Source organism: Bacteroidia bacterium (assembly GCA_040880525.1).
Lineage (GTDB): Bacteria > Bacteroidota > Bacteroidia > CAILMK01 > JBBDIG01 > JBBDIG01.
Window position 1 is genome coordinate 12,489 of sequence record JBBDIG010000020.1, and the last position, 23,209, is coordinate 35,697.

Consider the following 23,209-nt stretch of genomic DNA (forward strand, 5'->3'; position numbering starts at 1 on the left):
AGTTTAATGTTTTGCAAATACTTGCCATTTGCTTTAGCTTTGTCCCCTTATTACGAATCAACCTGAATTTCATGGATATTTTTGAAAAGATATTGCTCAACAGAGGCCCTTTAGGCCAACATGCTAAGGACATTCATGGATACCTGACTTTTCCTAAACTTGAAGGAGAAATAGGTAATCGCATGAAATTCCGTGGCAAAGAGAAGCTCGTATGGAGTCTTAACAATTATCTGGGACTTGCCAATCACCCTGAAATAAGGAAGGTAGACCAGGAAGCTGCCGAAGAGTGGGGCCTTGCCTATCCGATGGGCGCAAGAATGATGTCTGGAAATACCAATCATCATGAACAACTGGAACATGAACTTTCCGACTTCGTAAAAAAGGATGATACCTTTCTGCTGAACTACGGCTATCAGGGGGTTTTGTCCGCAATTGATGCACTGGTTGATAGGCATGACGTAATCATATATGACGCTGAATCTCATGCCTGTATAATTGATGGCGTGCGGTTACATTATGGTAAGCGCTACACCTACCTTCATAATGATATTAACAGCCTTGAAACGCAATTGAAGCGGGCTCAGCGCATTGTCAATAATTCTAAAGGCGGTATTCTGGTCATAACCGAAGGCGTGTTCGGAATGTCTGGAGATCAGGGCAATTTGAAGGAAATAGTTGCGCTGAAACAGAAATATGATTTCCGCCTGCTGGTAGATGATGCTCACGGTTTTGGAACCATGGGTGAGAGCGGAGCCGGTACAGGCGAACTGCAGGGTGTTCAGGAAGATATTGATATTTACTTTTCCACTTTTGCCAAGAGCATGGCCAGTATAGGAGCATTTATTTCGAGCAATGAACAGGTAGTTGAATATCTGCGCTACAATATGCGCTCACAGATTTTTGCTAAGTCATTGCCAATGCCTTTGGTAATCGGAGATTTAAAGCGCCTTGAACTGCTGCGCAAACAGCCGGAACTCAGAGAACGTCTCTGGACCATTGTAAATGCTTTGCAAAAAGGATTGCGGGACAGAGGCTTCAAACTCGGCAATACCAATAGTCCTGTTACTCCGGTGTTCCTAAGCGGAAATCCCACAGAGGCTACCAATTTGATTGTGGATCTCAGGGAGAACTATAATATCTTCTGCTCTATCGTAGTATATCCCGTAGTGCCCAAAGGCGTGATGATGATCCGCCTGATCCCCACTGCCGCCCATACACTGGAAGATGTTGATGAAACGCTTGAAGCATTCTCTCACGTTGCCATGAAACTGCAAAACAGCCATTATGCAACTGAGAAGCTTTACAGCATGCATTCAAGCTAAATTTTCCTTTTAACAACAACACTAAACATTTTAATCACCAATTAAATCGAATAGCTTATGAACAGATTTGCAGAAGTAAAAGAGATGGTCAACGCCTTGGAAACTGATTTCAAAAAGTTTTACGAGAAAGAAAACAAAGCAGCCGGAACACGCGTGAGAAAAGGCCTGCAAGACCTGAAGAATCTTTCCCAGGACATAAGGATGGAAATCCAGGACAGGAAAAACGGTGGATGACTAATTTAACACTTCATTAAGCATTGCAATACCATCCACAAAAAAATGGCTGTACCAGATAACCGGTACAGCCATTTTTTTTTAGCGAATTGACCTGAATTATTCGATCGCAAATTCTGAATCAGGGATTCCCTCATTTACCTCCGCTTGTTTTAAGATAAATTTAATCGGCATCGGAGGGGCATTTATGGTCATCTCTTTTGGGATTTTAATACCCTCCACTTCCTTGTAATCACTATAATCCGTAGCGATTGTGACCGTGCCTCCAGGTGTTTCTTCATTTTCGCTGCTGCGGATTTTCAGCCCGGTATTTACGTCATAGTACTCCATTGAGGTTTTACCGGCCGGATTAACAACTTCAATCCTGTATGCATCAGTGCCATCAATATTTTCTATCCCCTGAAGTTCCAATTGATATCCCTCATCGCTGTAATGCATTTCTTCAACGATACGGGTACCATACCTGAACCTGTCCAGCTCGCTGCCGGTAATTTCACGTGTTCCCTGCATTCCGCTTTCCCTGGCTTTTTCTCCATTAAAAACCTGCTTCTGCATTTCCATTCCTCCCATGCTCATGGATGATAAAAATTTATTGGGTGCTTTCTGCTTTAATGTTAACTGAAGCTCCCGGCCCTGGATAGAGCCCATATACGTATAATTAATATCCCTTACATTCTTAATGCTGGCTTCACCACCTATTGCATTCAGATAACGGCTTATGACATCTTCCGCCTTCATACCCTCAGGAACTTCAGCACTCATTAATTCAACCTTATTACCCGCATAGTCATAGTACAATATTTCATTGTTCCCGCTAAAGCGCTGCACTTTATCCCTGACTACTTCCCTGTCTCCCACAATCAGAATGTAAGAATTATCCGGCTTCATGTATTTACGGGCGGCCTGTTGCACCTCAGCGGCTGAGACCTCTCCAAGATTCTTCAGGTAGTTCGCATAATAGTCAGCCGGCAGATCATAGCGCTCTGTGTTTATTGCAAAACGGGCGATGGTCTGCGGATCCTCGGTTCTGATGGCAAAACTTCCGGTCATATTATTCTTGATGCGATTCAGTTCCTCCTCCGGTATCGAATCTTCATACATCATTCTTATTTCAGACAACATTTCATGGATGGCGCTATCGGTCACTTCCGTTTTCACCTTGGCGAAAGCGTTGAAGGATCCTACCCTGGGATCTATGTTAATGTTGGAATAGCTGCCATAGGTATAAGCATGTTTTTCCCGAAGGTTATTGAAAAGTCTTGCAGAAGATCCGCCCCCCAGAATATTGTTGGCCACTTCTGCTGCAATAGCATCCGGGGCACCGGGTTTTAATTGAATGGGATAGGTAATATTTACCACACTTTGAACTGCACCGGATTTATTCACCAGCGCAACCTGCGTATTTTCGGGAGCCTGGGGTTCAGGATAATTGTATTCATAAACATCCCCCCGTTTCCAATCTCCAAAATGTTTCTCAATCAGCGGCCTGACTTCTTCCACGGAAATATCACCCACCACTGCAAGATAAGATACATTCGGCCGCATATAGCTTTCGTAGTATTTCCGGCACATTTCTGCGGTCACATTTTCAATTGTTTTTTCAGTAACCACCTCGCCATAAGGATGATGCTTTCCATATACAAGCACTGCACGAACATTTCTCGCCATAGCATCGGGGTCATCCTTTTGCGTAGCCAGGCCTGACCGCACCTGAGTCAGAATCTTTTCAAGGTCTTCCTCCTTTAATGAAGGATTAAGCACTACGTCCGCCATTAGTTCCAGCAGTTTTTCCTGGTGCTTCTTCAGAGAAAAGCCGTAGACATTTTCAGATGATGTTCCCAGGCGTGCTCCGATAAAATCAACCTCTTTATCCAGTTGCTCCTTTGAGCGTGTCTTTGTTCCATAGCTCAGCAAATCTCCCGTTACATTTACATATCCTGCCGCTTCACCCTCGAGTACGGGATCATTATCAAAATAAAGATTATAGGCAACTGTGGGCATTTTACTGTTCTCCACTACAAATACCTTCAACCCATTCGCAAGAGAGAAGGAATCAATTTCACCCAGTTGAATTTCAGGTGCCGGACCGGCCTCTGGCCGAATGCTGCGGTCAAGGCCGGATTCCGCTGTTTGTTCACCTTTTTTCTGCGAACCACAAGCAGCTAAAAAAGCAGTCAGTACAATATAAAGCAGTACATTTTTCATGATCTGTTTTTTAAAATGAATAAAGGATTACTGGTTGTTTTGCTTAGGAAGATAGTAGAGTACTACGCGGTTTTCCTTTACAAAATATTGTTTGGCGGCTGCCTGTAAATCTTCACGTGTTACGCTCATATAGCGATCCAGTTCATTGTTGATCAGGGCTGCATCACCATAATATACGTGGTAATTAGCCAGGTTTTCAGCAATGCCGGCCACCTTGGCATTTTCCGATATGAAATCAGTTTCCACCTGATTCCTCATTTTTTGAAATTCCTCTTCACTGATCTTTTCCTTCTGAAGCTTTTCAATTTCTGCTTCTATGGAACCTTCCAGATCGGCCGGATCTACACCGAGATTGGCAACTGCCAGGAAAAATGTGAGGCCAGGATCCTCGGTGGGCAACGGAAAGGCCCCAACAAAGGCTGCTTTTTGCTGATCGTCCACCACTTCTTTCTGCAACCGGGAGCTGCCACCCTGCGAAAGAATGGTGGCCAACATGCTCACGGCATAATAATCCTCCGTTCCCATGGCCGGTGTATGATATGCCATAACAACAGCAGGTAGTTGTATATTATCAAAAACGGTATCACGAACTTCTGCAGTCTTGGCGGGCTCCGTTATCTCTGGCCGGGGAATTACATGGGTTCCCCGGGGAATATCACCAAAATATTTCTCAACAAGCTTTTTTGTTTCTTCAATATCAATATCACCCGCAATGGAAATTGTAGCGTTATTGGGAACATAAAAAGTTTTGTAGAATTCCATGAATTCCGTTAAGGTCGCCTGGTCAATGTATTGTTCGGAACCAATCGGCACCCACTGATATGGATGAACTTCATAGGCATGGCTGTACACCTCCTGGAGCAACGTACCATAAGGGGTGTTATCAATACGCTGCTTTTTTTCTTCCTTTACTACGCCACGCTGGGTTTCCACTCCAATAGAGTCAATTTTAGCATGTAGCATCCTTTCTGACTCAAGCCAAAGCCCAAGCTCCAATTGGTTGGAGGGAAGCACTTCATAGTAAAAGGTCCGGTCAAACGAAGTATTTGCATTTAACTGGCCGCCAGCTTCCTTTACGATTTTCATGTACTCTCCGCGTCCAATGTTTTCTGTGCCTTCAAAAAGCAGGTGCTCAAAGAAATGGGCAAAACCGGTGCGTTGCGGATCTTCATTTTTGGAGCCTACATGATAAAGCACGGAAACAGCCACAATCGGGGTAGAATGATCTTCATGCAGGATGACATGAAGGCCGTTATCCAGATCATATGCAGTGAATTTAATGCGGCCTTCCTGGGCCAGCAAATTCCCAGTGAACAGCATGGCTGCCAGTGCCAGGCATTTCAATAAATTCATAGGTTATTGATTTTAGGATTGGTGTTGAAGCTGCAAAAATAAAAATACTTCGCGGCTCGTGATTAAGCGCTAAATGGATAATCCAATTTGATGGCTTCGTGAAATTTACGGGAGAAGATTCCGCAGGATTCTAAGAACGCTGCCGAATTCAGCCCTGTGCATCCGGGGAAGATTGCATTGATGCCAGTTGGTGAAGCTCCTGCTTTAATTGTTGCAGGCGGCTGGATAATATTGGCTTGTTCATTTGCTCAAGTATTTCCGCAATTTCGCTCAACTGGAAGGGCTGAAGGTTTGCCAGTTCTCCGGCACCGGCCATTTTATGATAATGTTCTACGGCTTGCTGCACGCCCTGATAAAGCGCCACCTCAGCGAGCACCTTTGCAGGATTGAATTGTTCCTGCTGAAAAAGTACAGTTTCTATTTGACGAACCAGATTGTTTTTCCCTTCACAATTCGAATGGCTGAGTACAATGATAGTAGCTGAATCTTCTACGTAGCGCATGAAGCTGGTTCTGAAGCCATGCCAAAGCCCATTGTGATACACCACCTTTTTATCATCCCTTTCACTCAGGCGAAACCCAAATCCATAAGGAATATTCCTGCGGTTGTTGAGCGTACCGGGTGTAAAGGCTTTTTGGAGTGTGGCTGAACTCACGATCTTTTCGGAATAGAGCGCCTGATCCCATTTATACAGATCTTCAATTGTACTGTATATTCCTTTATCTCCTACGGTTCCGTTGTGAATATCTTCCTGTACGGAGCGAAATCCCCAGCGGTAGCGGGTAAATCCTCCCAGCCGGCAACCATAATTGTATTCGCGGGCGCTGCTGTAAACAAAACTGCTTTCCATATCAAGCGGTTTGAAGATCCGCTCCTCAACATAATCATGAAAACTTACTCCTGAAACTTTCTCTACAATGGCGGCAAGCAACATGTATCCGGTATTGGAATAGTCGAACCTGCGGCCCGGACGAAAATATACACCCATTGGCGTGGTTGCCATAAGGTTTATCACTTCGTCATTGTAAGGAGCACGTTCCTGCTTCCAGCTATTCTCTACGAGCCACATGTAGTTCGGTAAGCCTGAAGTATGGTTTAACAGATGGCGGATCGTTACATTCTGATACGGGAGTTGCGGGTAAAATTTAGTGAGTTGGTCATTATAATCCAGTTTTCTCTCTTCGAGCAACATGCATACTGCCAGGGCTGTGAATTGCTTGCTGATGGAGGCCAATTGAAAAACCGCATCAGTAGTAAGTGGTGTTTTTTCCCTCAGTTCAGCATACCCGATCCCGCTTTCATACAGAATATTTCCTTTGGAAGCAATGAGGACATTGCCATGAAATCCATAGTAGCGATTGTATCGTTCAAGAAGCTGATCAAGTTGTGTTGCTTTCTCGCGTGCAAAATACTGAGCCAGTACATTCTGCTCAGAAGGAGATAATTTCTCAGGTTGCGGAACGAAACCCGAATGCTCCCGGACTATCCGGTTCTCTGCACAAGAAATAAGAAATAAAAAGAGGAAGGCGTAGAGGAATCTAAACCGTGCTGCCATTTAGTATAATCTAAAAATTTCTGAAACTGCCGCTGAATGCGCCTTTCGGCAATAACTATTCCTTTATGCCGTGGGATCAACGATGCAATTTTAAGTGAAATATTTTTCTCAGGCTGGTTCTTGAGGTCATGAATTGATCATTTGTAAGGTTATCCAAAATTTGCCCGAAATCCCCCCGAAAACCAGATAGCGGGCTTTTATTGTATGTAGTTTCCATTTATCCGGCTGCCATCATCCAGATAAGGCGGCCACCCAATAGCAACAACGAACCTCCGGCAACCATATTTATCCACCATAATACACGGCTGTTCAGGTATTGCTTCAGGCGAATGGCAATGAAACAGATGAAAGTTTCAGTACCAAAAATTGCGGCAATTGCACTTCCAAAAAAGAGAATCTGTTCCCGGAGGGCATATCCGTCCACCTGTGTGAGATAGGTGGAAATCGAAAACCAATAAAAGAGGTTGATCGGATTTAGCGTATTCAGGACGAAACCTGTACTTCCGTAGTAAATAAAACTACCGGCTGGCGTACTTGGATACATGAGATGGGGATTTCCCTTAGTAATGATCAGAATTCCAAAAATAATGAGCAAAACCCCACCTGCTCCTGCAATTATCATTTCCCCTTTGCGGATTTCAGGCAGAAGCTGATTAGCAAAAATCGCCAGACTAATGAGCAATATGTCAGACAGGATCACACCGCCTGCTATTGTAATCCCCGCCTTCATCCCATTTTGAACGCTGGTCTGAATCAAATAAAAAAATACAGCACCCAGAAGTATGCTTAGCAGAAACCCGAGCAAAAGGCCATTAAAGATTGGAAAGAAGTAATTGTGCAAGGGAAAATCAGAATGGGTGAATTAAACAGAAAACCTCAAGATTCAACAAAAAAGCTAAATAAACGAGAAGACATACCATTAAAAAAGGGCTTCACCTGAAATAAAGTGAAGCCCTTCTAATATAATTATTATTATGATTGAGAAATGCTTATCTCACCATCATTCTGCGGGTAGCGCTAAAGTCGCCAGCCTCAACTGTGTAAAAATATACACCGGCATTGAGTCTCTCCGCTGACAGGGAAATGTTATGCGTCCCGCTACTAAGATTGCGGGTTTCAGTGCTTATCATTTTACCCACCATATCTGTAACTGTGATGGTAGTAACAGCAGGTTTATTCATTTCCAGCTCCACAGTAGTATTGCCGGAAAATGGGTTTGGGAAATTCTGGCCGAGGCTAAAAACATTGTTGATTGACTTTTTGACTATACCCACTCCGGTTTCTCCGAATTCATTATTGAGAATACGATCTACATCAATGGATGCAAACATGATATAGCTGCCATCACTCACTCCGTGTTGGTTCTGAGCGGAAGTACCGACCTCTGCATCTTCCTGCCAGATCAATTTGGCCTCTCCATTTACCGTTCTTCTTGCCACGCTTGGGAATACCGATTCACCCAATGGGAATGGATTATTTTGATTACCCCATTCAACGGCAGTTTTTGTCAGGTTCTGTTCATTGCTCCAGGTAGCCCCTCCATCCTCTGAATATACCACATAAATATCTGAGTAGTTGGCATCTAGTAATGCATCATCCAGCATCACCCTGGCACTGTAAAAACAATAAATATTGTCATTCTCATCAATAGTGGAAGTAGGAAAGGTTACGAGCATATTATTGCCGTATTGAATTCCACCGTTCGTAGGGAAATTACCCCTTATCATGCTGGTGGGAATACCACCACCAATTTCATCCACCAATTCAGCTATTCTTGTATGGGTCTGGGTAACTTCATTCCAATATCCCATGCCATTATTGTCGAAGAAATAGCTGAATGTAAGGCTGGTGTCAACGTCTTCATCATTCTGAATAGAGCGAATTCCATAAAAAACATGCGCGTTATTCTGATCATCGAGAACAACATCTACGCTGCCGTCATAAAAGGAAATCGAATCGAAGATTTCATCCTTGTCTCTAGGTGCAATAGGGAATTCATATATTACGGTTTTGGTCCAGTTGTCACCATAGTCGGTTGATTTCCACATAGCCAGGTCCTGAGAGCCGCTGCCAATCAGCATGACTACTACATTGTCCTGTGCATCAATTGCGTAAGAATCGGCTGCTCCAAAACGGTAGCGGCTGGTATCGTATCCCGGCAGGAGTTCTTCTGAATTGATCCAGGCCTGGCCATTGTCATCGCTTCTGAAATACACTGTGGGATTGGTGATGCCATCAATAATTTTATCGCCTCCCCCGGTTAGAGTGCTATAGTTGGCAAGCATATATACATAGTCATTGCCGCCTTGTGCGGTACGCGCCCAAATAGGCCCGTTCTGAAAAATTTCCCGTGAAGACCAATTGGTTCCGCCTATTGCATCGTTTTCTGTTAAAACAAAACCACCATTAGTCGCGGAGTGGGTGATTGTATATTCATTGGACGAAGTGTAATTGATGTTTGGCCATCCGATCCGATTCGGGAGTTGAATATCATCTGCCACTTCTATGCGTTCCTCAATGCCTGCAAGCGGAAGCCAGCTATTGCCATTGAAATGGTTGTAACCTGTACCTCTCTCGTTAGAGTTAACATCTGCTTCATGCGAAGTAGTCCATACCACGGAAACTTTGCCATTGTCATAGGCGATAACCCTGCGTCCGGGTGCACCGTTGGTCTGGAGGTCAGCATAGGTAAAACCTACCTGCACCATATCTGTAGCTTCATTTAACTTCTTATAAGCAACCGGAGGTTTAGGCCCTTTATGCTCCGAAGCAGTTTGTTGGGGATATACCTTATTGGGAAGGTTGGCTTCTTCTTCCACACTCACCTTTTGTGAACTCTTTAGTGTCGTAGTTTCCTGAGCCATAGTTAGCAACGGCAGGCACAGAAACAGTGTTAAAATCCTTTTCATACTGTCGGTTTTGATGTTTTATGTTAAAATAAAGAATGTTAAGAATTGCAAATATCTCTAAAAAAAGAGAATTGTGCTGTTTTCCTTACTACCAATTGAACAAGACAGTTGTTTTTATTCTGATAATTTTGCACTCTTAATAAAATGCCGCATTGTGGAAATACAAACAACCAATCTCCCAGGTGTTCTTCTTATAAAGGCAAATGTCTTTCAGGATAACCGTGGGTATTTCTTTGAAAGCTTTAATGCCAGGCTGTTCAGGGAAGCCGGACTGCCTACTGAATTCGTACAGGACAACCAGAGCAAATCTGTGAAAAATACGCTGCGGGGATTGCATTTTCAGGCTCCTCCTCATGCCCAGGGCAAGCTAGTCAGGGTAATTCGCGGAAAGGTTTACGATATAGTGGTTGACATCAGGAAAAGCTCTGACACCTATGGCCAATATTATGGAACTGAACTCAGTGAAAGCAATTTTCACCAGCTTTGGATTCCTGAAGGTTTTGCCCACGGATTTTTAACCCTGGAGGACGATACCATCTTTGCTTATAAATGTACAGACTTTTACAACAGCGCCTCCGAACGCGGACTGATGTGGAACGACAAGGACCTGAATATTGACTGGGGAGCGGCAAACCCCATTATCTCTGAGAAAGACAAGAAGAACCCGCTTTTTAAAGATTTCGATTCCCCTTTCTCCTGATCTGATAATCCGGCATCAAAAGTTTTTAATATCCAATCTCCGAAAGTATCCTACACTGCGCAATTGTTTTAACTTCACCTCCTGCGATATAATTACTTTAGGTTTCATCTGAGAATTTATAGATATGTTCTCGATTGCCTTCGGGTTCCTGAATTTTCTGCCCATATTGCATGAAAATGAAAAATAAGACACTAAGCCTGATTCCATGACGCCAGAAAATGATATTGAAGTTCAGATACAAAAACTACAGGAAAAATTTGCAAAGGAAGGACAAGATCTTGCGCCTTATCTGGAAGGGCTTTACCACAGCAGACACGTGGATTACTGGGAATATTTAAATATTGATGCACTGCTCAATCTTCAGAATCCACGAACGGCCTTTCCGGATGAAATGGTATTCATTATTTACCATCAGATCACGGAGTTGTACTTCAGGCTCACATTATGGGAACTGAATCAGATCACTGCAATACCGCTTCCCACGCCTGCCTTCTTTAAGGAGCGGCTGAAAAGAATGATCAACTATTTCACTAATCTCACCCATTCTTTCACAATAATGATAGATGGAATGGATCCTGAGCAATTTAAAAAGTTCAGGCTGGCACTGTATCCCGCAAGTGGATTCCAATCTGCACAATACAGGATGATCGAACTCAGCAGCACTGACGTCCTGAACCTGTTGCACATTGATTATCGTGAAGGCATGAAAGGAAAGCCGGTAGCTGAGCAGGTAAACTATATCTATTGGCGCTATGGCGCAACGGAAACGGCAACCGGCAAAAAGAGCTTAACGCTTCAAAGATTCGAGGAGAAATACAATGATCAGTTGCTGTCACTTGCGCAGGAAAGGCAAAAAGATAATCTCTGGCAGAAATTCCTTCAATTAAAAAATGGGGGGAAAACCGATGATGAACTGGAAAACCTGCTGCGCGACTATGATCATCTTGTAAATGTAGAGTGGCCGATGCAGCATTATAAATCGGCAGCGCGTTACCTGAGTTCAATCGGGGGAAAGGCTATACCGGCAACGGGCGGCACCAACTGGCAGAAATACCTGCCACCACGTCATCAGAAACGAATGTTTTATCCGGAATTGTGGAACGCTGAGCAGACAGAGACGTGGGGCGTTCCTAAGAAGATTACGCGCTGAGGAAATCCTGGCTATGGCTGGCTGGCGGTTCGTCATCAGGATCAATTACGAACGAAACATGGCCTGTTCTCTCGTCCAGCTCTTTCCAGCTATTTATCTTAAGTTCTATGCATGCAATAGCACCCGGCTCAAGTTCCTCCATTTCTTCTCCCGCCAGTTGGTTGGCGAGTTCTGTAAAGGAAGTCTGCTGGCCGCAAAGAAGCACCGTGTTGGAATCAGGAGAAATGCCCCTCAAAATCTCCACGAGTTCATCGGCTTCGGCTCTGTGAATATATTCATCCACCTCCACCACAGACCGGGGCAAATCCAGTTCTTCTGCTAAATAAGAAGCAGTTTCAATGGCGGTTTCGGTGTTCTCTGAAATTATCAGGTCAGGCTTTATTTCTCTGATCTTAAGGCGCTTTCCAGCTTCCATTGCTTCCTTCACACTTTGTGAACTCATAGGAATATCTTCGGAGCGCAACTTAGGCTGGTTCAATGTGCCTGTCTCCACTATCATGAGAAGTGTCTTCATTTTCTGCGGCTTTTACGTTTCCTCAATAATGCAGCTTTTCAAAGCTTTGTTCAGAGCGGGAAGGCGATCTCTTTGAATCCAAAGTACCTAATGTTGTCTCCAATCTGCATTCTAAGATGGCCGTCCTCCTCCACGCCCAGGATCTTGCCTGTTTGCTCGCGTTCATAAGCCGGAATGCAACGCACCTCCTCATCTTTTTTATACAGAAATTGCTCATACTCTTCTTTGATCCGGTCAGAATCCATCTTCTTTAACCTAAGGTAGCGGGCTTCCAGGCAGCCAAAAAGCTGATCGAGGAGTTGCTGAAGATTATGCTGTTGTTGGGTAACTATGCTGAGGCTGATGGGATTTGGCAGATACAACGGAAACTGTTCCTGGTTGATGTTCAGTCCCAGGCCAATCACTGAAGACCGGAATCTGCCGGATACGATGGAGTTCTGAATGAGAATTCCGCCCAGTTTTCTCTCCTCATAATAAAGATCATTCGGCCATTTAATGCGAACCCTTTCTGGAATATGCAGATCAAAGAAATCCTTAACAGCCAGTGACACCGACATGTTGAGCAGGAAGTGCCGGATGGCCGGTAAAAAGGAAGGATAATAAATGATGCTGACCAAAATGTTCTTGCCCGTATCACTTTCCCAGGAAGTATTGTGCTGGCCTTTTCCTTCTATTTGATGATAAGCAAAAATGCCGGTGCCCTCTGTAGGCCGCTCCCTTTTCAGAAGATCCAGCGCATGAGCATTTGTAGAGCGCGTTTCCTTTAGTACTATCAGATTTTGCCCAGTAAATAATGGTGAATTCATAGCAATTCCATGTTAAACTAATACATACCCGCCATTAATCGTTTTATATTAGAATAAAGTTCTAATGGAAAATAATTAATGTTACTTCCTGATCGGAAAGACAGAGATGCTTGCTTAACCGCAAAGCCGGCAGAATGCGAAGGTTTTCAGTAATATCCATGACCGAATTGCAAAAAGTTTTACTGCGCCAGCCGCCAAACGTTTTGATCACATTTTCCATTTTTTGGCAAAAGCTCAAATTCCTAATGCACAGATGAAAATGAATGGGATCATCCGTAGCGGCAGAGCAGAATGTTTAAAAGCAAGGGTTAATATTTCTAAATTTGCACCCAAATTTTTAAACCCTGTACATTTTGACATTAATAACATCCATTTCTGGAATAAGAGGAACCATAGGCGGAAGAAGGGATGAAGGTCTTTCACCCAATGCTATCGTTGAATTTACTGCTGCTTATGCCACATTTCTCAAAATGGAGGATAAAACGCCAAAGGTAATAGTAGGCCGCGATGCCCGCGTGAGTGGAGATATGGTAAACCGCATCGTGAGCGGAACGCTCATGGCAATGGGCATAAACGTGGTGGATCTTGGGCTTTCGACCACTCCCACGGTGGAGCTTTCCGTAGCCAGCGAAAAGGCTGGCGGAGGGATAATTATTACGGCCAGCCATAATCCTGCTCAATGGAATGCCCTGAAATTACTGAATGAACAAGGTGAGTTTATTTCCGGGCAAGAAGGCGAAAAGGTGCTGAAAATAGCGAAGGAGCATCTGTATAAATTCGAGAAAAACGATAAACTTGGCAGCTATTCTACTGATGACACTTATCTGGACAAGCACATTGATAAAATACTGGCGCTGGAACTCGTGGATAAAGCGGTGGTCAAAAAAGCCGGATTTAGTGTGGTGATAGATTGCGTAAACAGTTCCGGAAGCTTGGTACTTCCTAAGCTGCTTCAGGAACTGGGGGTGGAAACTATACATGAACTTCATTGCACGCCTGATGGCCGGTTTCCTCATAATCCCGAACCCTTGCCCGAAAATCTCTCCAGCCTCTCCAACGAAGTGAAATTTCATAAGGCCGATCTCGGCATTTCAGTAGATCCGGATGTGGATCGCCTTGCGCTTGTGAGCGAGGACGGATCCTTTTTTGGCGAAGAATATACGCTGGTGGCGGTTGCCGATTATGTACTGAAAAATACACCAGGCTCCACGGTTTCCAATCTATCCTCTACGCGTGCCTTGAAAGATATTACTGAAAAACACGGCTCAAGGCATTTTGCCTCAGCGGTAGGCGAGGTAAACGTAGTGAAAATGATGAAGGAGCAAAATGCCGTAATTGGCGGAGAAGGCAACGGAGGTATTATATTCCCGGAGCTGCATTACGGGCGGGATGCCTTAGTTGGCGTAGCACTTTTTCTTACTTATCTTGCCAAAACCGGCACCAAATGCTCCCAGCTTCGCAACAGCTATCCTGATTACTTTATTTCGAAAAATAAGGTGCAACTGGTTGAAGGTGCAGATACCCAGGGTATTCTGAAACAAATGCAGGAAAAGTATCAGCATTTGCCAACTAACGAACTGGATGGTGTAAAAATAGATTTTGACAACGACTGGGTTCATTTGCGCAGATCCAATACTGAACCCATTATCAGGATATATGCTGAAAGCGAATCCCAGAACACTGCTGAAAATTTAGCTAAAAAGATGATTGAGGATATCCGGGCACTGTTGCAGGAAAATAACAGCTAAAAACTTTCCAACCCGGCATCTTCACATATTTGAATTTAAACACAGCGCCCTCCTTTTTATCGGTATTTAAAAGCAAAAATTTAAAAAACAGTGTCAGCCATGAAAAGAGTATATCTGGACAATGCAGCAACCACTCCTCTGGCTCCTGAAGTTATTGAGGTGATGCATAGTGCCATGAAGGAGAATTACGGTAATCCTTCATCCATTCACGCTTTGGGGCGGGAAAGCCGGACGCTAATTGAGCAGGCACGGAAAACCATATCAAAGCTGCTGGATGTTTCTCCGGGCGAGATATTCTTCACTTCTGGCGGAACGGAAGCGGATAACACCGTGCTTTCCTGCGGTGCAAGAGATTTAGGCATTCAGCGCATTATCACTTCAGCTATTGAGCATCACGCTGTTCTGTATTCTGCGCAGCGCCTTGAAGAGGCCAAACTGGCGCAGGTAGAATACGTGAAGCTGGATGATAAAGGTACTGTGGACTATGAACACCTTCGTGAGTTGCTGAGCAACGACAATCAGAAAACGCTGGTTACCCTCATGCATGCCAATAATGAAATTGGCAATTTGACGGACCTCGTGAAAACAGGCGCGATTTGCAAAGAATATGGCGCATACTTCCATAGCGATACGGTGCAAACGATAGGACATCTGCCGGTTGACCTGAAATCCTCTCAACTTGATTTCATTTCAGCGTCCGCACATAAATTTAATGGCCCCAAGGGTATTGGATTTATGTACATTAATAGTAGCAATAAAATGAAGCCCTTTATACAGGGTGGAAGCCAGGAAAGGAATATGCGGGGCGGCACCGAAAATATTTACGGAATCATCGGAATGGCCAAAGCAATGGAAATGGCCTGGGAAGAGATGGATGAAATGCAGGCGAAACTGCAGGGATTGAAGAGCTACATGATGGACCGCCTGCGCGAAGAAATTCCTGACATTGGTTTCAGAGGCGAAACAGATCCTGATAAAAGTCTGTACACGGTACTCAACGTTTCCTTTCCGCCAGGCGATGTGGGCGACATGCTGCTTTTCAGCCTGGACATCAAGGGAATATACGCATCTGGCGGCAGCGCCTGCTCTTCTGGATCGGATGTTGGCTCCCATGTGATCAGGGCTTTGCCGGCAGAACCCGGCCGCATCTCGGTTCGTTTTTCCTTTGGAAAATACAATACCCGCGATGAGATTGATTATACCATTTCACAGCTCAAAGAAATTTTGAATGTAAAGACGCTGGTCTGATCAAAGTTTCAATGCTAAAATTTCCTATGCGCCCAAACCGGTTTCTTCATGCACCTCATATCGCTGTTGCCAAACCGGTGCGCCTGCTGCTGTTTCTCATAATTACCCTTCCGTTTTCTCTGAAGGCGCAGAATGAGTATTATCAATCCGGAATAAAATCATACAATCGGGGAGAACTCACGGAAGCTGTACTGGCTTTTGATAAAGCGATCCTGATGGATCCTGACCACCTTAATGCATGGTACTACCGCGGATTTGCGCATTTCTATAGTAACAACCTCTCAAAAGCCCTGAGAGATTTTAAGCATACGCTAAAGCTGGATCCGAACTTTTCGGGCGGAATGATGGGTACAGGCCTGATACACAACCGGAACAAAAAGTATAAAAAAGGCATCCGGTGGTTTAACAAAGCCATCAAAGCAGATCCACTCAATCCTGACGCGTATAATAATCGTGGCACCAGTTACTACCAACTGAATGATTTCGGCAGGGCCAGAGCCGATTATGATAAAGCCATTCAACTGGATTCAACCCATGCACAGGCTTATAATAACCGCGGATCCACACATTACAATAATCAGCGACTTGCTGTACATGACCGTGACATACATTTGGCTATCAAGGACTTTACCCGCGCAATTGAATTAGACCCATCGCTGGAAATGGCCTGGCGAAATCGCAGCCTGGCCTGGTACAATCTCAATGAACATGATAAGGCCGTGGCGGATGCTACACAGGCGCTGGAACTGAACCCGGAAAACGCACAAACATATTTTTACCGTTCAAGAGCATTGAACAGTTTGGAAAATCACAGCAAAGCCCTGGATGATCTTGGAATTGCCATTAAGCTGAATCCGGAAAACCCGCTGCCTTACATCGAAAGTGCCCGTGCCAAGAAGGAGTTGGGCTATTATCGCGAAGCAGAAAAGGATTTGGCGACAGCCATTGACCTTAGTTCCGCAGTTTCCGGAGAGGTGTACTATGAATGGGCGCTTCTTAATGCCAGACAAGATCAGAAACTCAGGATGTTAGATTATCTGAAAAAAGCCCGGAAAGCCGGTTATTTTGAAAATAAAGAGCACATTCAGAAGCTTCAATCGGCTCCTGATGTAAAGGATTTCCGATCGGATAAAGATTTCCGTCAATTTATAAAACAGTTATAATGGCCACCACTGGCACTTTCTGCTGATCCCGACATGGAACAAACTTACTTTTATATTATACTGGGAATCCTGATATTCAATTTCGTGCTGGGCGAGTTGCTGGATTATCTGAACAGCAAGCGATGGAGCAAAACTTTGCCGGAGGAACTTAAGGTATATTATGATGAGGAAAAATACCGAAAAGCGCAGGAATACAACCGGGAGAAAAGACGGCTGGGAATTATCAGCAGCACCCTCAGTTTTATCGCCATTCTGGTTGTCATTTTACTGGGCGGCTTTGGCTGGCTTCATACAGCTCTGATCCCATATTTCGATAATCTTATACTCTTTACGCTCGTCTACTTTGGTGTGCTGGGAATCGCCTCTGATCTGCTGGGGCTGCCATTTTCTCTCTACAACACTTTTGTAATTGAGGAAAAATATGGTTTCAACCGCACCACTGTCAAAATCTTTATAGTTGATAAGCTTAAAGGATATCTGCTCGCCATACTGATCGGAGGTTTGCTGATGGCCGCGATACTCTGGTTTATTCTTGAGACCGGCCAGGATTTCTGGCTGTACGCCTGGTTGATTGCCGCTGCCTTTATCGTTTTTGCCAACTTCTTCTATACCAGCCTCATTATTCCGCTCTTCAACAAATTGAGTCCGCTGGAGGAAGGTGAACTTCGGGAAAAAATAGTGGCCTATGCAGAAAGTGTGAATTTTCCGCTGAAGAATATCCTGGTAATGGACAGCTCCAAACGCTCCAGCAAAGGCAACGCGTTTTTCTCAGGGTTTGGGAGAAGCAAAAAAATTGTTCTGTTTGATACCCTTATTGAGCAAAATTCTCCTGAATCGCTGGTGGCTATTTTGGCTCATGAAGTAGGTCATTATAAAAAGAAACATATTGTGCTGAACCTGGTGCTGTCGCTTCTTCAGACCGGGATTATGCTGTTTATCTTCAGTCGCTTTGTTTTTTCGGAGGATCTGTCGGCAGCATTGGGAGCTCCTGAATGGAGTTTGCCTGTGAATATTATAGCCTTCGGAATACTTTATGAACCTATTTCACTCATTTTAGGGTTATTAATGAATTACCTTTCAAGAAAACATGAATACCAGGCTGATGCTTTTGCGGCTAAAACGGCAGACGGCACTGCGCTAAAGGAAGGATTGATAAAATTACATACAGATCATTTTGCCAATCTTCGTCCCCATCCCGCATACGTTTTCTTCCATTATTCGCACCCGCCACTTCTCAGCCGGTTGAAATCAATTGAAAATCCTGCCTGACAATTTAAGTTTGTAATTTAAAATTTAAGAATGAGCAAGTTTCTGAATATAGCCTTAATCAGCCTTCTGGTGGTTTTGGCGATCGCATGCAAACGGGAAGACCCTGCATGGAATAGTGATCTCTCGGCACCACTGCTGAAGGGGCAACTCACGATATATGACCTTATTTCTGATTCTCTGATTGTGGCCAATTCAGATTCATCTGTGACTTTTGTGTACAACAAAAAGATTTATTCAGCGGGGCTTGATACTTTGCTGCAAATCCCTGATACCACCCTTCCAAAAACAGTCACCCTTAGCTCAATCAGCCTGGGAACACGTGTAATATCTCAGGACATAACACTGGGACAAGTGGCCCGTGGAGCCGGACCGCCTTTTGGATCGGTGATTTTGAGCAGCCATGGACAAAACTTCGTACTGCCTCCATTTGACAATCTTTCAGCGGGCGCGGTAGAAGTTGATGCCAATTCATTATTTCAAACAGCAACTTTCAAATCCGGGAACCTTGAACTGAAAATTAAAAATGGCTTTCCGGTAGATATTGAGGAGGTACACCTGACGCTTAGTAATAAGACGTCAGGCACCATCGTAATTCAGGATACGATACCGCTGATCGTGAGCGGGCAGGAGTTCGTGGAGAATTATCCCCTGGCCGGCAAAACCGTAGAAGGAACCCTGATTGCAGCAATTACCAACATAAACAGCCCCGGCAGTAATGGTAATCCGGTACCTATTGATACAAATGATGCACTGGAAATAACCCTGACAGCTTCAGCGCTGCAAGTGCAATCTGCCACCGCAATATTTCCAGCTCAAAACCTGGTGGATACCAAAGAAGATATTGCCTACGACATTCCGGATGCGGAACTCACAAGTATGATACTTGCCGAAGGAACGATCAAGATGACTGTGGCTTCCACGATCCAGGATTCCGTTTATATCAACTATGAAATTCCTGAAGCTAAAAAAGGCGGCCGGTCCCTGGTCATTCGAAGAGTAATACCCCCTGCGCCTGCCGGGGATACCGTTTATCTTTCTGAAGATGTGGATGTAAGGGGCTATCGTGTGGACCTGAGGGGCCAGGACGGAACCAAATACAATACCTTCTATAATACTTTTGTGGTTAGCATTGATTCCACAGGCAAACTCGCCTCCCTTTCGCTTGATGACAGTATTTACGTTTTTTATGGATTAGTCAATGTGGTGCCTGAATATGTGGAAGGTTATCTTGGCCAAAAGCAGTTTGAGGTAGGACCGGAACAAATTAAGTTTGATTTTTTTGATCAGGTAGCTTCCGGACAACTGGAGTTTGAAGATGTCCATATGGAACTTCAGTTCGACAATACGGTGGGTGCGGACGGTGAGATACAGGTGAATACGGTATCATTTCAAAATCCGCCCAGTACCAGTTTGCTACAAAGCCCTCTGCTTGAGTCGCCTATCAATATTCCAAGAGCGACCGATGGACCTCTTGAAGCCGGAAATAAGACGCTCGAATTGTCGAAATCTAATAGCAATCTGCCAGAGGCACTAAAGATCATCCCAAAGGAAGTGACTTACAGCCTGGATGTGGAACTTAACCCGAACGGGAATGTCAGCGGCCACAAAGATTTTCTTTACAGAACCAGTGAAATTGCGGTGATCATGGGATTGCAGATCCCGCTGGACTACTCAGCCACTAGGCTTACACTTCAGGATACACTTGAACTGAATCTGACAGAAGAAGAAGCGATTGGAAATATTCAGGAAGCTACGCTGAATTTAGAAGCGGAAAACATGTTCCCGATGGATATTGGCCTCACTTTCTATTTGCTGGAATCCTTTACGGGGCAAGTAATTGATTCCATTTTTACCGCACCGGGAAATGTGATAAATGCAGCAACCAATTTCCAGCCCGATGGCAAAATCAGGAATCCTGTGCAGACCATGGTGCAGGCCAAACTGGATCAAGCGCAGATAATGAATCTTCAGCGTTCAGATAAGGTGCTGGTAAAGGCAATACTCCATACTCCCTTTTCTAATAAGGTAAAGGTTTACGACCATTATACCCTGGACATGATCCTTACCACCGATTTCACCTATCGAATTGTGAATAAATAATTAATGACGAGACATTTCTACCTCCTCTCTCTGTACGTTTTATTTCCCTTTCTTCTTGCATCCCAAACTCTTCCTTATGCGTCAGCTTATGACAATTGGCGCGCAGGTGCTGGGACCCAAAGCGTTTCTACGGAATTAAATTTTCTTCTGGGAAGCAATACGGTGCAAAACAGCTTTATTTCTAACTACTATTTTGGCGGCTTCATTGAAGAAGATAAAATAGAAACGGCTGCCGGTAAACTGCTGATCAACAATACTGCTGGCCTGGATCTGAATTTTAGTACCGGCTATTTTAATAAAAAGGATACGGCTGCCGACAAAGGCTTTCATTATGGTATTAGCGTCAATTACCTGCAACACTACTCCGTTGCCTTCCCTGATGATTTTTTCCGGCTTATATTTCAGGGAAACTCCCGGTTCAAAGGCGAGTCAGCCAATTTATCTGAAACAGAATATGATGATTATGCTTATTCCTCGGTAAAATTTCATGGGGTTAAGCAGTTTTCTGGTGCAAATTCGAACTGGCTTGCCGGGGGTGCATTGGCATTTGTATCGGGCCATCTGTATAAGGATCTGAATATTTCGCAAGGGAACTTGTATACGAGCAGCAATGCGGATTCGCTTCAGTTATCACTTCAGATGAATTTTGAACAAACCGGCCAGCCAGGAAATCTTGATCTCAGAGGAGCCGGGGTCGCTGCAGATTTGTTCGTTTCTTGGGAAAAGGGAAATAGCATAGTCTCATTCTATGGATTGGATTTAGGCTTCATCCGGTGGAATGATCAGTCGGAACTACTCAGTATTGATACATCAATAAGTTTTACGGGAGTAGATGTGCGCTCATTAATTTCCGGTGAAGCCAGCGCTGATCTTGAAACCTCGCTGGATAGCCTTGAGGCAAGATTGGGTGGCGTAGCGAAAGGAGAAGCCGTTTCTAAAATGCTGCCTTTCCGGCTGAAACTTAATTTTAAAAGGAAAATTGAGATCTGGAAAAGTGAGGTTGATATTGGTGCGTTCTACCAAAGAACAGATGGCTATTTTCCGCTGATGTATGTGAATTTTGAGAAGCATTTGATGAATTGGTTGAAAATTCAAACAGGCTATAGCTATGGTGCTTATGGAATGGGCGGAGTAGCTTTAGGACTGAGCACTAATCTGAATGAGCGGTTTTTCTTCAGTGCCTCCACCTGGCATCTGGATGGCTTGCTGCTACCGCAAAATTTCCGAGGCCAAAGCCTCACTATCCGTAGCAGCTATCGCTTTTAAGCCGGAGATTTCAGAAATTCATTGAGTTGCTCAATGATCTTTCGGTCATTCGCGAGACGGGGTACTTTGTTTTGCCCTCCGAGCTTCCCTTGTTGTTTCATCCATCGGTAAAAAGTACCGGGTTCCAACTTATGCATTACCGGCCTTTGAAGAGCCAAGTCATTAATCCGCTTTGCTTCATAGTCTGAATTTGTGCTGGTCAGCTTTTCATCGAGCAAATCAATAAAACGTTCAAAATCGTCCGGTTCAGTCTCAAATTCCAGGAACCATTCGTGAGCTCCCTTTCCCTCTACAGAAAAATAAACAGGGCCGGCTGTGAAATCTGTCACGCTGCATCTCAATTCGTGACATGTTTCCGCAAGCGCCTTTTCTGCATCGCCTACCATCAGCTCTTCACCGAACGCATTGATAAAAGACTTTGTCCGACCTGTAATTTTTATGCGAAAAGGATCGAGGGAAGTAAAGCGAATAGTATCTCCAATGTTGTAGCGCCACAACCCTGCATTCGTGGAAATGATCAGTGCATAATTGGTTTCGGTCTTCACATCCTCCAATGAAAGAGTCTGCGGATCATCTTTCCCAATTTCGGTTTCCGGCAAAAATTCATAATAAATACCATTGTTCAGGAGAAGTAATAGTTCATCACTATCCCTCTGATCCTGAATTCCAAAAAAACCTTCTGAGGCATTATAAGTTTCCCAATAGTTCATTTTGCTGCTGCGTATCAATTCCTGGAAAAGATGACGATATGGGGAAAAACTCACTCCGCCATGTACATATAGCTCAAGGGAAGGCCATACTTCACTCATATCGTTCTTACCCGTTATCTCAAATATTTTTTTGATCAATACAACCGTCCAGGTCGGCACTCCCACCATTTGTGAAACATCTTCCTGAATTGCCTGCCGCGCCATTTGCTCAATTTTATTTTCCCATTCGTCCATCAGCGCAATCCGCAAGTCCGGAGTTCGGTGAAGATTTGCCCACCATGGAACATTCTGAATAAGTATAGCCGATATATCTCCATATGAAAGCTCGTTGCTCACTTCACGAAGCTTATGGCTTCCCCCCATCACCAAGGCTTTTCCGGTAAATATCTGGGATTCCGGATATGCATTATAATAGAGCGCGTAGAGGTCCTTTCCGCCTTTATAATGACATTCTTCAAGCGCCTCAGCAGAAACAGGAATAAATTTGCTCTTATCCTGTGTAGTGCCTGAAGATTTGGAAAACCATTTAATTTTAGAAGGCCAGAGCAGGTTATTCTCTCCGTTCATCAGCCTTTCAATATAGGGCTTGTGCGATTCATAATCCTGTAAAGGCACCCGTGCTTTAAATTCCCTGGAAGTTTTGACAGATTGATATTGATACTTTTTGCCCCACTCTGTATCGGATGCAGTCGAAATCAGGTTTTTCAGGAGATCACTCTGAGTCTCAATAGGATTATTGATAGCCTGGCCAAGCTCATTCAGGCGTTTTCTGATGAACCAGGAAAAAAGAGAGTTTATGATCTCCATATAGAGTTATTGAGGTTGGTGTTGCGTGGCAAAAATACAAACAGGGGGCAAGGTTGTTTTGGTAATCAAATCAACGTGCCTACTAAATGAAACACAAAAAAAGCTGCCTGTTTACCGAGGCAGCTTTTTTTATGCTTTAAGACTAAGACC

Annotated in this window: 18 protein-coding genes; 10 read left to right on the top strand and 8 right to left on the bottom strand. The window is 44.2% G+C overall.

Annotated elements, in window-relative coordinates; translation table 11 throughout:
* The first annotated feature begins 71 nt into the window (after window positions 1–71).
* A complete protein-coding gene (locus WD077_05600) occupies window positions 72–1,322 on the top strand; it encodes an aminotransferase class I/II-fold pyridoxal phosphate-dependent enzyme (GenBank protein MEX0966691.1) in 1,251 nt (416 codons plus the stop codon).
* Window positions 1,323–1,379: 57 nt separating this feature from the next.
* A complete protein-coding gene (locus WD077_05605) occupies window positions 1,380–1,556 on the top strand; it encodes a histone H1 (protein MEX0966692.1) in 177 nt (58 codons plus the stop codon).
* A 99-nt stretch (window positions 1,557–1,655) separates the two neighbouring features.
* Here the strand turns inward: WD077_05605 and WD077_05610 are convergent, their stop codons facing one another.
* From WD077_05610 to WD077_05630, 5 genes are all read right to left on the bottom strand, one after another.
* Window positions 1,656–3,761 (bottom strand): insulinase family protein, encoded by a 2,106-nt coding sequence (locus WD077_05610; GenBank protein MEX0966693.1) that lies wholly within the window; start codon window positions 3,759–3,761, stop codon window positions 1,656–1,658.
* 27 nt (window positions 3,762–3,788) lie between these two features.
* Complete coding sequence (locus WD077_05615) at window positions 3,789–5,114, bottom strand: pitrilysin family protein (GenBank protein MEX0966694.1); 1,326 nt, start codon at window positions 5,112–5,114, stop codon at window positions 3,789–3,791.
* Window positions 5,115–5,262: 148 nt separating this feature from the next.
* The gene (locus WD077_05620; GenBank protein MEX0966695.1) at window positions 5,263–6,669 is read right to left on the bottom strand and encodes a serine hydrolase domain-containing protein; all 1,407 of its coding nucleotides are present in this window, start codon (window positions 6,667–6,669) and stop codon (window positions 5,263–5,265) included.
* Window positions 6,670–6,886: 217 nt separating this feature from the next.
* Window positions 6,887–7,510, bottom strand: coding sequence for a LysE family transporter (locus WD077_05625; GenBank protein ID MEX0966696.1), 624 nt, complete (start codon window positions 7,508–7,510; stop codon window positions 6,887–6,889).
* A gap of 148 nt (window positions 7,511–7,658) precedes the next feature.
* Window positions 7,659–9,578 carry a T9SS type A sorting domain-containing protein gene (locus tag WD077_05630; protein ID MEX0966697.1) on the bottom strand — a complete coding sequence of 640 codons (1,920 nt, stop codon included), beginning with the start codon at window positions 9,576–9,578 and terminating at the stop codon, window positions 7,659–7,661.
* Between the two features lie 154 nt (window positions 9,579–9,732).
* Between WD077_05630 and rfbC the strand changes: the two genes are divergently transcribed.
* Window positions 9,733–10,278 (top strand): dTDP-4-dehydrorhamnose 3,5-epimerase, encoded by a 546-nt coding sequence (gene rfbC / locus WD077_05635; protein ID MEX0966698.1) that lies wholly within the window; start codon window positions 9,733–9,735, stop codon window positions 10,276–10,278.
* A 205-nt stretch (window positions 10,279–10,483) separates the two neighbouring features.
* Window positions 10,484–11,428 carry a tryptophan 2,3-dioxygenase family protein gene (locus WD077_05640; protein ID MEX0966699.1) on the top strand — a complete coding sequence of 315 codons (945 nt, stop codon included), beginning with the start codon at window positions 10,484–10,486 and terminating at the stop codon, window positions 11,426–11,428.
* Here WD077_05640 and WD077_05645 read toward each other — a convergent pair.
* Window positions 11,418–11,942: a hypothetical protein gene (locus WD077_05645; GenBank protein MEX0966700.1), complete on the bottom strand. Its 525-nt coding sequence runs from the start codon at window positions 11,940–11,942 to the stop codon at window positions 11,418–11,420. The two genes, WD077_05640 and WD077_05645, sit on opposite strands and share 11 nt — an antisense overlap.
* Window positions 11,943–11,992: 50 nt before the next feature.
* Window positions 11,993–12,748, bottom strand: coding sequence for a biotin--[acetyl-CoA-carboxylase] ligase (locus tag WD077_05650; GenBank protein ID MEX0966701.1), 756 nt, complete (start codon window positions 12,746–12,748; stop codon window positions 11,993–11,995).
* Between the two features lie 353 nt (window positions 12,749–13,101).
* Here WD077_05650 and glmM point away from each other — a divergent pair, with 353 nt between their 5' ends.
* The 6 genes from glmM to WD077_05680 all read left to right on the top strand — a co-directional run bounded on the left by glmM (window position 13,102) and on the right by WD077_05680 (window position 21,542).
* Window positions 13,102–14,496, top strand: coding sequence for a phosphoglucosamine mutase (glmM, locus tag WD077_05655; protein ID MEX0966702.1), 1,395 nt, complete (start codon window positions 13,102–13,104; stop codon window positions 14,494–14,496).
* Window positions 14,497–14,595: 99 nt separating this feature from the next.
* A complete protein-coding gene (locus WD077_05660) occupies window positions 14,596–15,744 on the top strand; it encodes a cysteine desulfurase family protein (GenBank protein ID MEX0966703.1) in 1,149 nt (382 codons plus the stop codon).
* 26 nt (window positions 15,745–15,770) lie between these two features.
* Window positions 15,771–16,907 carry a tetratricopeptide repeat protein gene (locus tag WD077_05665; protein MEX0966704.1) on the top strand — a complete coding sequence of 379 codons (1,137 nt, stop codon included), beginning with the start codon at window positions 15,771–15,773 and terminating at the stop codon, window positions 16,905–16,907.
* A 33-nt stretch (window positions 16,908–16,940) separates the two neighbouring features.
* Complete coding sequence (locus tag WD077_05670; protein ID MEX0966705.1) at window positions 16,941–18,176, top strand: M48 family metallopeptidase; 1,236 nt, start codon at window positions 16,941–16,943, stop codon at window positions 18,174–18,176.
* Between the two features lie 30 nt (window positions 18,177–18,206).
* A complete protein-coding gene (locus WD077_05675; GenBank protein MEX0966706.1) occupies window positions 18,207–20,276 on the top strand; it encodes a hypothetical protein in 2,070 nt (689 codons plus the stop codon).
* Window positions 20,277–20,279: 3 nt separating this feature from the next.
* Window positions 20,280–21,542: a DUF5723 family protein gene (locus WD077_05680; GenBank protein MEX0966707.1), complete on the top strand. Its 1,263-nt coding sequence runs from the start codon at window positions 20,280–20,282 to the stop codon at window positions 21,540–21,542.
* Here WD077_05680 and WD077_05685 read toward each other — a convergent pair.
* Window positions 21,539–23,059: a GH3 auxin-responsive promoter family protein gene (locus WD077_05685; GenBank protein MEX0966708.1), complete on the bottom strand. Its 1,521-nt coding sequence runs from the start codon at window positions 23,057–23,059 to the stop codon at window positions 21,539–21,541. The genes WD077_05680 and WD077_05685 overlap by 4 nt on opposite strands.
* Window positions 23,060–23,209: the final 150 nt, after the last annotated feature.